The organism is Pseudomonas sp. GW822-FHT06B12 (genome assembly GCF_058799675.1).
Map to the genome: position 1 here is coordinate 582,961 of NZ_JBXALR010000001.1, position 14,485 is coordinate 597,445.

The following is a 14,485-nucleotide window of genomic DNA, read 5'->3' on the forward strand; positions in this document are numbered from 1 at the left end:
ACGTATCGATCCAGTGTGGGAGCGAGCTTGCTCGCGATGGCAATCCATCAAACGACATAGAGCTATCAGAAGGATCTAACAATCCGCCCCAACGTCTCCATCGCCTTCTCGGCATCCTCGGTCCATGGGCTGCCGTAATTCAACCGAATACAGTTCCTGAACCGCTGGGTCGGTGAAAAGATCGGTCCCGGCGCAATGCTGATCCCTTGGGCCAGCGCCATCTGGAACAGCTTCAACGAATCCATTTGCGCTGGCAGTTCCAGCCACAGGAAGTAGCCGCCGGCCGGTTGGCTGACGCGGGTCTGTGTCGGGAAGTAGCGGGCGATGGCGGCCAGCATGGCGCTTTGCTGTTCTTCGAGGGCGTAGCGCAGTTTGCGCAGGTGACGGTCGTAGCCGCCGTGTTGCAGGTAATCGGCGATAGCCGCCTGGGCCGGCATCGAGGCGCAGAGCGAGGTCATCAGCTTCAGGCGTTCGATTTTCTGCGCATAGCGCCCGGCGGCAACCCAGCCGATGCGGTAACCGGGGGCGAGGCTTTTGGCGAACGAGCCGCAGTGCATCACCAATCCCTCGGTGTCGAAGGCTTTGGCCGGTTTCGGCGCTTGCTGGCCGTAATAGAGTTCGGCGTAGACGTCGTCTTCGATCAGCGGCACCTGATGGCTGCGCAACAATTCCACCAGTTCCTGTTTCTTGGCCTCGGGCATGGTCGCGCCCATTGGGTTCTGGAAACTGGTCATGCACCAACAGGCTTTGATCGGGTGGCGTTCAAGGGTTTGCGCCAGCACACCGAGGTCGATGCCGTCACGCGGGTGCACAGGGATTTCCACCGCTTTGAGCTTGAGTCGCTCAAGCACTTGCAGGCTGGCGTAGAACGCCGGTGCTTCAATGGCCACCAGGTCGCCGGGTTCGGTCACCGCTTGCAGGCACAGGTTCAATGCTTCGAGGGCGCCGTTGGTGATCAGCAATTCTTCCATGGGCAACATCAGGCCGCCGACCATGTAGCGCAGGGCGATTTGCCGGCGCAATTGCGGATTGCCCGGCGACATGTCGGTCACCACCATCCGCGGGTCCATTTCCCGGGCGGCACTGGCCAACGAGCGAGAGAGTCGTTGCAACGGGAACAGCGTCGGGCTCGGGAAGGCCGAGCCAAAGGGTACGGTGTTCGGGTCCTTGATCGAGTCGAGCACCGAGAACACCAGTTCGCTGACGTCGACTTCGGTGGACTCGCTGACCTGGCTGCTGATCACCGGCTCCGAGAACGGACTCGGTGCGTGGGTGTTGACGAAGTAGCCGGAGCGCGGCCGGGCGCGGATCAGCCCGCGACGTTCCAGCAGGTAGTAGGCCTGAAACACGGTGGACGGGCTGACCCCGTATGTCTGGCTGGCGTAACGTACCGAGGGTACGCGCTGGCCAGGGCCGAGCACCCCGGAGCGGATCAGTTCAGCAATGTCGTCAGCGAATTTTTCGTAGCGTTTCATCAAGTGCCCGGGTTGGTGTCATTCAGAAAACAATGTAGGAGCTGCCGAAGGTTCGGGCCGCGTTCGGACGATCTTTTAGGCTCGGCATCTTAAAGGCTCAACGATTCAACGGTGCAACAAAACGGCTTTGCGCCACGCTGTTCACCGAAGGTTCATCGCTGTCGGTGATCTTGAAGCTGATCTTCTGCGAACTGCTGCTTGGCTTGTCAGTGGTCATGGCCACCGACACCGGCACATCAACAATCTCTCCCGGTGCCAGGCTCAGCTCGGTCCTGCCCTGCAACTGGAAGCCATCGCCGTCCACCAGGGACAAACGATAGTCCTGCCGCAGCTGGGTTTTGTTGATGACTTTGAGGCTGTAGATGTTTTCGATCTGCCCCTGGCTGTTTTCGCGAAACAGGCCACGGTCCTTGCTGACGTCCAGCGAAACCATCGGTCGCTCCATCAGCGCCAGTACCAACGCACCGATCATCACCACCAGCACCGCGCTGTAGCCGATCAACCGAGGCCTGAGCAGGTGGGTCTTGCCACCTTGCAATTCATGCTCGGAGGTATAGCTGATCAGGCCACGGGCGTAGCCCATTTTGTCCATGATCGAATCGCAGGCATCGATACACGCCGCGCAGCCGATACATTCCATCTGCAAACCGTCGCGGATGTCGATGCCGGTCGGGCAGACCTGCACGCACACATGACAGTCGATGCAATCGCCCAGCCCCACGTCGGCCGGCTTCACCTCGCGCTTGCGCGGGCCACGGCTTTCGCCACGGGCGGCGTCGTAGGAGATGGTCAAGGTGTCTTTGTCGAACATCACGCTCTGAAACCGCGCATACGGGCACATGTGCATGCACACGGCTTCGCGCAGCCAACCCGCATTGATGTAGGTCGCGCCAGTGAAGAACAGCACCCAGAACAGACTGACCCCACCCATTTGCAGGGTCAGCAGTTCATTGGCCAGTGGGCGAATGGGGGTGAAGTAGCCGACAAAGGTCAGGCCGGTCAGCACGCTGATGGCCAGCCACATCGTGTGTTTGGCCGAGCGACGCAGCAGTTTGTTCAGGCCCCAGGGTGCGGCTTGCAGCTTGATCCGCTGGTTGCGCTCGCCCTCGGTGACTTTTTCGCACCACATGAACAGCCAGGTGAAGGAACTCTGCGGGCAGGTATAGCCGCACCAGACTCGCCCGGCGAACACGGTGATCGCGAACAGGCCGAACGCGCAGATGATCAGCAGCGCCGAGAGCAGGATGAAATCCTGTGGCCAGAAGGTCGCGCCGAAGATGTGGAATTTGCTTTCCGACAAGTCCCAGAGCACCGCCTGTCGGCCACCCCAGTTCAGCCATACGGTGCCGAAAAATGCCAGAAACAGAAAACCCGCACCGCTCAGACGCAAGGTGCGGAACAAACCGGTGAAGCTGCGGGTGTGAATCTGGTTGTCGCTGGACTTGGCCTTCATCTTTGGACGCGAAGGCTCGAATGTTTCTACTAATCGGACGGGGATTCTATCGCTCATGGTCTTTCGCTCATCAGCCTCCATCAGGCAGATGAACTATGACCACTGAACTGTTTGCATAACAGACTCAGCTATTGGATTAAAAAGCGGATCAGATGGTTTTTTTATCCGGCGCTGCGACAACTTGATGCACCCCGGCAGGCGCGGCAATCGTGCCTATATCAGGCGTCTGCGGTGGTCTGTGATCTGCGTCAGTCAAATCACCGAATCACTGTTGGCGAGCTTCAGGTGCCGGCGACCATCGGTGGCACCTGCTACGGTTAATGCGTCGGCTTCTGCTTCGGTGATGTACACGCGCAGACCGTCGAGGTCCACCGCCGACATGGCTTTGTCCGCGTCGGTGATGATGGTGACATCGGCAGCAAGGCGAATCTCTTCGCGGTTCTCGGTAATGAAGAAGCAGACCTGGTTTTCTATACGCACGGTCATGGGGGTCACCCTTTTCTGCGGGATCTAAAAGGTTAGGGCACAGGTCTTGCTCATCGTTCTGCGTAACCGATTAGCGGTCATAGACCATGACTAAGGTGTAACGATCTGAACTTTTAGCAAGGCCAGGCGCTCGGAACCTAAGAGACGTCATGCTGAAAGACCAAACGCAGCTGAACACGATCAAGCACAAGCGCGTCCATGGGGCGTAAGGGGCGATGCTCGATGACGACTGAAAAACCGACTGAACTGCAGTACAACCCGCAACTGCCACTGTCGCAGGCCTTGCTGCTGCCGCGGATTATTATTGAAAACACGATGCCGGTGATTGATGGCGGCCAGTTTGCGGCCAAGGCCATCGAAGGGCAGGCGGTGACAGTCACCAGCAAGGTTTTTGCCGACGGCCACGACACGCTGGCGGTGCGCGTGCGCTGGCGCGCCGAGGCTGATTCGATCTGGCAATGCGAAGTGATGACCGATCTGGGCAATAACGCCTGGCAAGGCCAGTTCAATGTGGCACTGCCTGGGCAGTACCGGTTTTGCATCGAGGCCTGGATCGATCAGTTCGCCAGCTTCTGTCATGAGCTGGAGAAAAAGCATGTTGCGGGCGTGCCGGTCAGTCTGGAGCTGCAAGAAGGGCGCACCCAAGTGCTGCAAGCGGTGGAGCGCAGTGACGGTCAGTTGAGTGAGAAGCTCGCGGCGTTGCACCATGAGCTGGTCGGTCTGCTCGAAATCGAGCAGGTTGCGCTGTTTCTGCACCCGCGCAGTGCCGGGTTGATGGCCGAGGCCGATAACCGTCCCTATCTCAGTCTGAGTCCGGAGTACCCGCTGGACGTCGAGCGCGAACGTGCGCAGTTCGCCAGTTGGTACGAGCTGTTTCCTCGCTCGATCACCGACGATCCGGCGCGTCACGGTACATTCAACGATGTGCATTCACGTCTGGCGATGATCCAGGACATGGGCTTTGACGTGCTGTACTTCCCGCCGATCCACCCGATTGGTCGCAGCTATCGCAAAGGCCCCAACAACTCCCTGACCGCCGGCCCTGATGATCACGGCAGCCCGTATGCCATTGGCGGTGTCGAGGGCGGGCACGAGGCGATTCATCCGCAGTTGGGCAGTCGCGAGGACTTCCGTCGTCTGGTTGCGGCGGCCGCCGCGCATGGGCTGGAGATCGCCCTGGATTTCGCCATTCAATGTTCCCAGGATCACCCGTGGCTGAAGCAGCACCCGGGCTGGTTCAACTGGCGGCCGGACGGCACCATCAAATACGCCGAGAATCCACCGAAGAAATACCAGGACATCGTTAACGTCGACTTCTACGCCAGCGAGGCGATCCCCAGTCTGTGGCTGGAGTTGCGGGACATTGTGGTCGGCTGGGTCAAGGAGGGGGTGACGATGTTCCGCGTCGACAATCCCCACACCAAACCTCTGCCGTTCTGGCAGTGGTTGATCGCTGATGTGCGGGCGCTGTATCCCGAGGTGATTTTCCTCGCCGAAGCGTTCACCACCCCGGCGATGATGGCGCGTCTGGGCAAGGTCGGTTACTCCCAGAGCTACACCTACTTCACTTGGCGCAACACCAAGCACGAGCTGGCGACTTATTTCACCGAGCTGAACCAGTCTCCTTGGCGTGAGTGTTTCCGACCAAACTTTTTCGTCAATACACCCGACATCAATCCGGGTTTTCTCCACGACTCGGGCCGCGCCGGTTTCTTGATTCGGGCGGCGCTGGCGACCATGGGTTCGGGCCTGTGGGGTATGTATTCGGGGTTTGAGCTGTGCGAGTCGGCGCCAGTGCCGGGCAAGGAGGAGTACCTCGATTCCGAGAAGTATGAAATCCGCGTCCGGGACTTCAACGCGCCAGGCAACATCATCGCCGAGATTGCCCAGCTCAACCGCATTCGCCGACAGAATCCGGCGCTGCACAGCCATTTGGGTTTGCAGGTCTACACGGTGTGGAACGACAACATTCTGTACTTCGGTAAGCGCACTGCCGATGGCAGTAACTTCATTCTGGTGGCGGTCAGCCTCGACCCGTTCAACGCCCAGGAGGCACATTTCGAATTGCCGCTGTGGGAGATGGGCTTGCCCGACGACGCCGTGACTCAGGGGGAAGACCTGATGAACGGCCACCGCTGGACCTGGTATGGCAAAACCCAATGGATGCGTATCGAACCGTGGAACCAGCCGTTCGGGATATGGCGGATATCGGTTTAGCCGCACCCACAGGTCCTCACTGTACTCAGGAGTTTCCAATGGCGAAGAAACCCAGGTCAGCCACCTTCAGCAACGACCCGCTCTGGTACAAGGATGCGGTGATCTATCAGGTTCACGTAAAGTCTTATTTCGACTCCAATAACGACGGGATTGGCGACTTTCCCGGTTTGATCGCCAAGCTGGACTACATCGCCGATCTGGGCGTCAACACCATCTGGCTGCTGCCGTTCTACCCCTCGCCACGTCGCGATGACGGCTACGACATTGCCGAATACCGTGGCGTGCACCGCGATTACGGGACCCTGGCCGACGTCAGGCGCTTTATTTCCGAGGCCCATCAACGCGGTTTGCGGGTGATCACCGAGTTGGTCATCAACCACACCTCGGATCAACACCCCTGGTTTCAGCGGGCGCGCAAGGCCAAGCCAGGATCAAAGGCGCGGGACTTTTATGTCTGGTCCGATGACGATCAAAAGTACGACGGCACACGGATCATTTTTCTCGACACCGAGAAGTCCAACTGGACCTGGGACCCGGTGGCCGGCCAGTACTTCTGGCACCGTTTTTATTCGCATCAACCGGACCTGAACTTCGACAACCCGCAGGTCATGAAAGCCGTGCTCTCGGTGATGCGCTACTGGCTGGACCTGGGCATCGACGGCCTGCGCCTGGATGCAATCCCCTACCTGATCGAGCGCGACGGCACCAACAACGAAAACCTGCCCGAAACCCACGACGTGCTCAAGCGGATTCGTGCCGAGATCGACGCCCACTACCCGGACCGCATGCTGCTGGCCGAAGCCAACCAGTGGCCGGAAGACACTCAGTTGTATTTCGGAGATACCAAGGGTGATGACGGCGACGAATGCCACATGGCCTTCCACTTCCCGTTGATGCCACGCATGTACATGGCGCTGGCCCAGGAAGACCGTTTTCCGATCACCGATATCCTGCGCCAGACGCCGGAGATCCCGGCCAACTGCCAATGGGCGATTTTCCTGCGCAACCATGATGAGCTGACCCTGGAGATGGTCACCGACAAGGAGCGCGATTACCTGTGGAACTACTACGCGGCCGACCGCCGCGCGCGGATCAACCTCGGCATTCGCCGGCGCCTGGCACCGCTGATGGAACGTGATCGGCGCCGCGTCGAGTTGCTCAACAGCCTGCTGCTGTCGATGCCGGGGACACCGACTCTGTACTACGGCGACGAAATCGGCATGGGCGATAACATCTACTTGGGTGACCGCGATGGGGTGCGCACGCCGATGCAGTGGTCGATCGACCGTAATGGCGGATTCTCCCGCGCCGACCCGGCGAGTCTGGTGCTGCCGCCGATCATGGACCCGCTCTACGGTTACCTGTCGGTGAACGTCGAAACCCAGGCTGTCGACCCGCATTCACTGCTGAACTGGACCCGGCGCATGCTGGCGATCCGCAAACAGTCCAAGGCGTTTGGCCGAGGCAGCTTGAAAATGCTCTCGCCGAGCAACCGGCGAATTCTTGCCTATACACGGGAATACACCGGTGATGATGGCAAACACGAAATCATCCTCTGCGTGGCCAATGTTTCGCGCAGTGCCCAGGCGGCCGAGCTGGACCTTTCGGCCTTCGCTGGCATGGTTCCCGTGGAAATGCTCGGCGGTAACGCTTTCCCGCCGATTGGCCAGCTCAACTTTCTGCTGACCCTGGCGCCGTATGGTTTTTACTGGTTTGTGCTGGCGGCGGAAAACCAGATGCCGAGCTGGCACGTCGAACCTGCGCAAAGCCTGCCGGACTTCACCACCCTGGTACTGAAAAAGCGCATGGAAGAGCTGCTCGAAGCACCGTCACGCACCATTCTGGAGCAAAGTGCGTTGCCAAGCTGGTTGCACAATCGACGTTGGTTCGACGGCAAGGACTCCAGTATCGAAACAGTGCACATCGTCTACGGTGTGCGTTTTGGTGATCCGCAGCATCCGGTGCTGTTCAGCGAAATCGATGTCACCAGCGATGGTCAGACCAATCGTTATCAGTTGCCGTTCGGATTTCTGGCTGAAGACCAGGTCGGCGCTGCATTGCCGCAGCAGCTTGCCTTGGCGCGGGTGCGGCGCGGACGGCAGGTCGGCCTGGTGACGGACGCTTTCAGTCTCGACACGTTCATTCGCGCGGTGTTGCAGGCGATGCAGGGGCACACGGTGCTGGCCGCAAGTGACGGCGAGATTCGTTTCGAGCCGACCGCCGAGCTGGCGGAACTCGGTCTGGGGGCTGACTCTGACGTGCGCTACCTGTCGGCCGAGCAATCCAACAGCTCCGTGGTGATTGGTGGCAGTCTAGTGCTCAAGCTGATCCGCAAAGTGGCCAGCGGCGTGCACCCGGAACTGGAGATGGGCGCGTACCTGAGCGCTGCCGGGTTCAAGCACATTTCACCGTTGCTCGGCTCGGTAACCCGTCGCGATCTGCAAGGCGAAGACACTCTGTTGATGATCGCCCAAGGTTATCTGAGCAATCAGGGCGATGCCTGGGAATGGACCCAGAACAACCTTGAACGGGCGATTCGCGATGAGTTGGCCGAGGCGATGTCCGAGCAGGAACAGCACTACAACGCGCTCGGTGAATTGAAAGATTTCGCTGGCATGCTCGGTCAGCGCCTTGGGGAAATGCACGTGCTATTGGCGGCACCCAGTGACGACTCGGCGTTCAATTCGCGGGTCACCACACACAAGGATCAGCAGGCATTGGCGAAAGCGATCGGTGCGCAGCTGGAGCATGCCTTGCAGTTGCTTAAGCAGCATCAGGCCGGGCTGAGTCCGGGGGATCAGGTGTTGGTGGTGCGTTTACTGGAGCAGAAAAAAACCATCCTCAAGCACATTCAGGAATTGGCGGCGAAAGCGGTGGGTGGTTTGCAGATGCGCGTCCACGGTGATTTACACCTGGGTCAGGTACTGGTGATCAAGGGCGATGCCTACCTGATCGATTTCGAAGGCGAACCGGCGCGGCCGTTGCATGAGCGAAGGGCTAAACACAGTCCTTACAAGGATGTGGGCGGCGTACTGCGCTCGTTCGATTATGCGGCGGCAATGGCGCTGAACGGGCAGGGCGTCGACGGCACCGCGCAGACGCTGGCGGCACGTCAGCGGGTAACGGAACGTTATTTGCGTGAGTCCACGCTAGCGTTTGTTCAGGCATATCGGCAGGCAGCAGCTAGTCTTGCTCATGCATGGCAAGACCCTGAGGCCGAAGACGCCGCACTGGCGTTGTTCAGTCTGGAGAAGGCGGCCTATGAAGTGGTGTATGAAGCCGAAAATCGTCCCGCCTGGTTGCCCGTGCCATTGCACGGTCTGTACGGGTTGTTGAGTGGACTCAAACCCTTTTCCTATAGCGGTGGAGAGCAGTTATGAAGGAGCCATCATGATGGAGCGGGGACATGTGAAAGAAGCGCTGCTGCCTCTAGCGCGAGACATCGAGGCGCTGGTGCGTGCCGAGCACCAGGATCCCTTTGCGATACTCGGACCACACGCTGACGGGGCCGGCGGTCAGTTCATTCGCGCTTACCTGCCGGAGGCTTTGAGCGTGCAGGTGATTGCCCGTGACTCCGGCGAAGAGCTCGGCAGCTTGAACGCTACCGAAGTGCCGGGGTTGTTCGTCGCGCATTTCGACCGGACCCAGGCTTACCTGTTGCGCACCCGTTGGGCTGGCGGTGAGCAAACCGCAGAGGATCCTTACAGCTTCGGCCCGTTGTTGGGCGAGATGGACTTGTATCTGTTCGCCGAGGGCAATCACCGGGATCTCAGTGCCTGCCTGGGAGCGCAGTTGAAGAACGTCGACGGCGTCGATGGTGTGCGTTTTGCGGTGTGGGCGCCGAATGCCCGGCGGGTCTCGGTGGTCGGCGATTTCAACGTCTGGGATGGTCGCCGTCACCCGATGCGGCTGCGTCATCCGTCCGGGGTCTGGGAGTTGTTTGTTCCGCGCTTGCAGGCGGGTGAGGGGTACAAGTACGAAATTCTCGGTGCCCAGGGGATTCTGCCGCTCAAGGCTGACCCCATGGCATTGGCGACACAGCTACCGCCGGACACGGCCTCGAAAGTCGCCTCGCCGTTGCGCATCGATTGGCAGGATCAGGACTGGATGCAGTCACGCGGCGAGCGCCACCGCACGAGCGCGCCGCTGTCGATTTACGAACTGCATGCGGGTTCCTGGCAGTGCGAAGTGGACGACGTCGGTGAAGTGGCGCGCCAATACAACTGGGGCGAGTTGGCCGAGCATCTGATCCCTTACGTGCAGAAACTCGGTTTCACCCACATCGAACTGATGCCGATCATGGAACACCCGTTCGGCGGTTCCTGGGGTTATCAGCCGTTATCGCAATTTGCCCCGAGTGCCCGCTACGGTTCACCGGATGACTTCGCCGCGTTCGTCAACGCCTGCCACGTGGCCAACATCGGGGTGATCCTCGATTGGGTGCCGGCGCATTTTCCCACCGATACCCATGGCCTGGCGCAGTTCGATGGCACCGCGCTGTACGAGTATGGCAACCCGCAGGAAGGCTTTCACCAGGACTGGGACACGCTGATTTACAACCTCGGACGCACCGAAGTGCATGGCTTCATGCTGGCGTCGGCGTTGCACTGGCTCAAGCATTTCCACGTCGATGGGCTGCGGGTCGATGCGGTGGCCTCGATGCTCTATCGCGACTATTCACGCAAGGCTGGCGAGTGGGTACCCAATCGCCATGGTGGTCGGGAGAACCTCGAAGCCATCGACTTTGTCCGCCACCTCAACGATGTGATCGACCTCGAAGCCCCCGGTGCGCTGGTGATTGCCGAGGAGTCCACGGCCTGGCCGGGTGTCAGCCAAGGCACGCAGCAAGGCGGATTGGGCTTCGACTACAAATGGAACATGGGCTGGATGCACGATTCGCTGCATTACATTCAGCAGGACCCGGTCTACCGTGCCCATCATCACAACGAGCTGAGCTTTGGCCTGGTTTACGCCTGGTCCGAGCGCTTCATCCTGCCGATTTCCCACGACGAAGTGGTACATGGCAAGCATTCGCTGATCGACAAGATGCCCGGAGATCGCTGGCAGAAGTTCGCCAACCTGCGCGCTTACCTGAGTTTCATGTGGGCGCATCCAGGCAAGAAACTGCTGTTCATGGGCTGTGAGTTCGGCCAGTGGCGCGAATGGAATCACGATCAGCAACTGGACTGGTACTTGCTGCAATACCCGGAACACCGTGGCGTGCAGAAACTGGTGACCGACCTCAATCAGCTCTACCGCGAAGAACCGGCACTGCACGATCAGGACGATGTGCCACAGGGCTTCCAATGGCTGATCGGTGACGATGCAATGAATAGCGTCTATGCCTGGCTGCGCTGGAGCAAGGAAGGGCGGCCAGTGTTGGTGGTTGCCAACTTCACGCCGGTGCCGCGTGCCGCCTATCGGGTGGGTGTACCGTTTGCCGGGCGCTGGAGCGAGGTGATAAACAGCGACGCAGGGATCTATGCCGGCTCCAATTACGGTAATGGCGGCGGTGTGTCTACCGAAGAGGAGGGCAGCCATGGCCAGGCGTTGTCGCTGGTGCTGAATCTGCCGCCGTTGGGGGTGTTGATTCTGCGTCCGGAAGGTTGATTGCGAGGGGTCGTTCCCGCGCGCAAGCGCGGGAACGCTCGGGGGAGTCACCAGAGCATCCGCACACCAATACTGCCTATCAATCCATTCAAGTCGTTGTTGACAGTCGCACTGTTGTAATCGCCGCTGACATACAGGCTGACGGCGGGCGTGACTCTGGCTACCAATCCCAGGCCCAGTTCGACCGACGAGGTGTTTCGGCTGCTGCTGAGCTTGTCGACCTGACCGAGGGTCACGGTGTCGCTGGTATTGACCGTGTGCCAGAAGTTGGTACGAACATAGGGTTCGATCGGCAGGCCCTTGATGTCATAACTCCCTTTCAAGCTTGCACCGACCCTGCCGCTCCAGGACGTCAAGTCGCTGGATGAGGCATTACCGCTACCTGCATACGGGGTGTCCAGGGAAATACGCTGGTTGATCAACTCCGCCTGGGGTTCAATTACCCAGTTTTCGCTGATGCCGATGGGAAATCCACCTTGCACCGAGAGGGTCATTGCGCTGCCTTCGGCGATTTGGCGCTGACCCTGATCATTGAGGCTGTAGCCATTGACCCGACCGCCGCTGGCGGTCATGTCCACGTGCCAGCCGTTTGCGCCGGTCAGGCTCCAATAAGCGCCAAGGCTGGGACCTTGCACGTTGAGGGTATTGTTCGGATCGATGATGGCAGAACTGATCAACTGGCCATTGCTGCTGCTCTGAAACTGGCTTGTTCCGCCCACCAGACCCACGCGCTGAGTGCTGCCGCCGCTACTTTGCAGGGTAAGCACCGCCGGGCCTTTGACTTCGGCGCCGGTCATACCGGAAAACTGTGAGCTGAGGACATCGCGTTCTGCGTTCCTGGCGGGTTGGCCGTAAACCCGATCCCAGGCTGAAGGAGCGACTTGCTCGACTGTCAGCAGCTGGTTATCACGGCCGGGATCTCGGGTGAAACGGATGTTGTTACTCACATCAGGCGCCGGCAGGGTGAACGCCGGGACATCTTGCTGATACCAGGGCATCGCCTCGTCCTCGACAGACGACGCCTGAACCTCCATGGATGTGCACAGCAGCAGCGAGGTGGAAACGGTGTATAGAGTGAATTTGATCTCGTGTTGGATGAAGGCGGTGTTCATGGAGGTCTACCTTGCAATCGCATGCCATATCTCTTGGCGTCTCTCCTACCCCGAATGAGGGGCGACCGATTTCATTGAGGCAAAACCCGGCGGCCCGCTGCAGCGGGTTTCCGAGGCTTGCCCCAGAAGGTAATTCCGGGGGTAGTACGATTTAGCTAAGAAGACCGCTGGCTCCGCGTCAAGAAATTGAACGATGAGCGGTATGACTAAATTAGGCTTTGCAACCGACTGATTATTGGCAATTATCTAAGTTGTTGTTTATCCGGAAAATCATTTTCTGACGTCAAATTAGAGGCTTTTTTTACGTCCGGAAGACCTTAGAAATGCACTTCAACCGCCAGTGGCAAATGGTCGGAGAGGTGGGTCCACGGCTTGTTCCCTAGAATCTTCGGTTCGTGACTGCTGGCGTTGCGCAGGTAGATGCGGTCCAGTCGCAGCAGTGGAAAGCGCGCCGGATAGGTCTTGGCCGGGCGTCCGTGATGGAGCTCGAAGGCTTCGTGCAGATCGTCGCGTTGCGCGAGCGTGGCGTTGCCTTGAAGTTGCCAGTCATTGAAGTCGCCGGCGATGATCACCGGGGCATCGTCGGGCAGTGACTCGATCAGCTGACAGAGCAGGGCCAGTTGCAATTGGCGATGGCTTTCCAGCAGGCTCAGGTGGACACAGATCGCGTGTACTTCGGCGTGCCCCGGTACATCGAGCACGCAGTGCAGCAGCCCGCGGCGCTCGGGTCCGGTGATGGAGACATCGAGGTTGCGATAGTGGCGGATCGGGTATTTGGACAGCAGCGCATTGCCGTGATGGCCGTCGGGATACACCGCGTTGCGGCCGTAGGCGAAGTCGCTCCACATGCTGTCGGCGAGGAACTCGTACTGCGAGATCTGCGGCCAATGGTCATGGCGCGTGGCATGGCGATCATGTTCGCCGAGCACTTCCTGTAAAAACACCAGGTCGGCAGAGGTGCTGCGCACGGCTTCACGCAGTTCCGGAAGAATGAAGCGCCGGTTGAGGGCCGTGAAGCCCTTGTGGGTATTGATCGTCAGAACCCTGAGGCGATGAATGGTCGGCGGCCTGTTCATCGAATCTGGATTGGCGGTGTGCCGGTCTGAATCGGGGCTCACGTGCTCTCCACTGAATCGGGCGGGTTATCTATGCGACTGATGCATTGGCCGGCAGTTCAGAATTTTGGACAGGGCCAAGGCATCACGCCTTTCACGATCACACAAAAACGATTTCATAGGGTTGACGCATCCGTTCCAGAATAACCCTGGGCAGCTTCGGTGCGATGCCGATCTCCGGTTCACCATTCAGCTGGCTGGCGTATGCATGGGTGGCGTGGCACTTGCGCGCGACGGTCCAGGTGTCGAGACGGACTTTGCGGGCGCGGTGCCAGGGAATCAGTCCCTGATCGCGTGCGGGCCAGTGCCAGGACCAGACCGGCACTTCATTGAAGCTTGCCCCGACCATGAGGGCGGCTTTGGCGGCGGCCCGACCCACCGTGTCATGGTCGATGATGCCGTCCTCGCTCCAGGTGGTGAACACCACGTCACCCGGTCGCAGGTAGCGCGCGATGAATTGAGTCAATTGCAGTTCACGTTCGGCCAGCCCGTTGTCGGTAAAACCGCCGCGAATCCATTTCAGGCTATGCATGGGCAAACCGAGACGGCGCAGGGCTTCGACGCTTTCCTGAGGGCGGAACACACTCAGGCGTTTCTCCGACCACAGGTTCGAGCCCGGATGACTGGCGCTGCCATCGGTAATCGAGATCAATTGCAAGGGATGGCCGAGAGTAGAGAGCAGCTGCAACAGGCCGCCGCAGGTTACCACTTCGTCGCCTGGGTGCGGCGCGATCACCACGGCGCGAGCGCCTGCCGGGACCAGAGTGGTGGTGTTGATGACTGGAACGTTGTCCAGCTGTCGGGCAGTGTTCCAGATCTGCGCAGGTAAACTGCTGTCGAGCAGGGTGGTGGATTTCATGGTGATACGTCCTTGTTCTGATTTGCCGGCAGTCGTGCATTGTGGCTGGCGGAACACGCCGTCGCAGACCCCTCGCGACCAGATAATCGCGGGGCACAGCGCTCCAAACCCTGGATTGCTGTGAGCAGAGTATTGCTCATACATCACCATTCGTCGCC

General features: G+C 59.5%; 9 protein-coding genes. 3 read left to right on the plus strand and 6 right to left on the minus strand.

Annotated features, from left to right (window positions below):
• Positions 1–65 precede the first annotated feature (65 nt).
• The 3 genes from mapR to AC1RKH_RS02800 all read right to left on the minus strand — a co-directional run bounded on the left by mapR (position 66) and on the right by AC1RKH_RS02800 (position 3,414).
• Positions 66–1,475, minus strand: a complete 1,410-nt coding sequence (gene mapR, locus AC1RKH_RS02790; RefSeq protein WP_493061011.1) for a GntR family transcriptional regulator MpaR — start codon at positions 1,473–1,475, stop codon at positions 66–68.
• A gap of 97 nt (positions 1,476–1,572) precedes the next feature.
• Positions 1,573–2,985 carry a cytochrome c oxidase accessory protein CcoG gene (gene ccoG / locus AC1RKH_RS02795; RefSeq protein ID WP_493061012.1) on the minus strand — a complete coding sequence of 471 codons (1,413 nt, stop codon included), beginning with the start codon at positions 2,983–2,985 and terminating at the stop codon, positions 1,573–1,575.
• 195 nt (positions 2,986–3,180) lie between these two features.
• Positions 3,181–3,414: a DUF3203 family protein gene (locus AC1RKH_RS02800; protein ID WP_493061013.1), complete on the minus strand. Its 234-nt coding sequence runs from the start codon at positions 3,412–3,414 to the stop codon at positions 3,181–3,183.
• A 222-nt stretch (positions 3,415–3,636) separates the two neighbouring features.
• Here AC1RKH_RS02800 and AC1RKH_RS02805 point away from each other — a divergent pair, with 222 nt between their 5' ends.
• Genes AC1RKH_RS02805 through glgB form a run of 3 tightly spaced genes read left to right on the plus strand, consistent with a single transcriptional unit; the run spans position 3,637 to position 11,241 of the window.
• Positions 3,637–5,631 (plus strand): alpha-1,4-glucan--maltose-1-phosphate maltosyltransferase, encoded by a 1,995-nt coding sequence (locus tag AC1RKH_RS02805; RefSeq protein WP_493061014.1) that lies wholly within the window; start codon positions 3,637–3,639, stop codon positions 5,629–5,631.
• Positions 5,632–5,669: 38 nt separating this feature from the next.
• Entirely contained in the window at positions 5,670–9,011 is a 3,342-nt protein-coding gene (gene treS, locus AC1RKH_RS02810) for a maltose alpha-D-glucosyltransferase (RefSeq protein WP_493061015.1), read from the plus strand.
• Between the two features lie 10 nt (positions 9,012–9,021).
• A complete protein-coding gene (gene glgB / locus AC1RKH_RS02815; protein ID WP_493061016.1) occupies positions 9,022–11,241 on the plus strand; it encodes a 1,4-alpha-glucan branching protein GlgB in 2,220 nt (739 codons plus the stop codon).
• A gap of 47 nt (positions 11,242–11,288) precedes the next feature.
• On the opposite strand, the gene AC1RKH_RS02820 is transcribed toward glgB, so the two are convergent.
• From AC1RKH_RS02820 to AC1RKH_RS02830, 3 genes are all read right to left on the minus strand, one after another.
• Complete coding sequence (locus AC1RKH_RS02820) at positions 11,289–12,353, minus strand: autotransporter domain-containing protein (RefSeq protein WP_493061017.1); 1,065 nt, start codon at positions 12,351–12,353, stop codon at positions 11,289–11,291.
• 317 nt (positions 12,354–12,670) lie between these two features.
• A complete protein-coding gene (locus tag AC1RKH_RS02825) occupies positions 12,671–13,471 on the minus strand; it encodes an endonuclease/exonuclease/phosphatase family protein (RefSeq protein ID WP_404942516.1) in 801 nt (266 codons plus the stop codon).
• Between the two features lie 97 nt (positions 13,472–13,568).
• Entirely contained in the window at positions 13,569–14,327 is a 759-nt protein-coding gene (locus AC1RKH_RS02830) for a PIG-L deacetylase family protein (protein ID WP_493061018.1), read from the minus strand.
• Positions 14,328–14,485: the final 158 nt, after the last annotated feature.

What these genes read in the sequence shown, in the direction of transcription:
- mapR (WP_493061011.1), bottom strand. Translation starts at nt 1,475, where the DNA reads ATGAAACGCTACGAAAAATTCGCTGACGACATTGCTGAACTGATCCGC.
- ccoG (WP_493061012.1), bottom strand. Translation starts at nt 2,985, where the DNA reads ATGAGCGATAGAATCCCCGTCCGATTAGTAGAAACATTCGAGCCTTCG.
- AC1RKH_RS02800 (WP_493061013.1), bottom strand. Translation starts at nt 3,414, where the DNA reads ATGACCGTGCGTATAGAAAACCAGGTCTGCTTCTTCATTACCGAGAAC.
- AC1RKH_RS02805 (WP_493061014.1), top strand. Translation starts at nt 3,637, where the DNA reads ATGACGACTGAAAAACCGACTGAACTGCAGTACAACCCGCAACTGCCA.
- treS (WP_493061015.1), top strand. Translation starts at nt 5,670, where the DNA reads ATGGCGAAGAAACCCAGGTCAGCCACCTTCAGCAACGACCCGCTCTGG.
- glgB (WP_493061016.1), top strand. Translation starts at nt 9,022, where the DNA reads ATGATGGAGCGGGGACATGTGAAAGAAGCGCTGCTGCCTCTAGCGCGA.
- AC1RKH_RS02820 (WP_493061017.1), bottom strand. Translation starts at nt 12,353, where the DNA reads ATGAACACCGCCTTCATCCAACACGAGATCAAATTCACTCTATACACC.
- AC1RKH_RS02830 (WP_493061018.1), bottom strand. Translation starts at nt 14,327, where the DNA reads ATGAAATCCACCACCCTGCTCGACAGCAGTTTACCTGCGCAGATCTGG.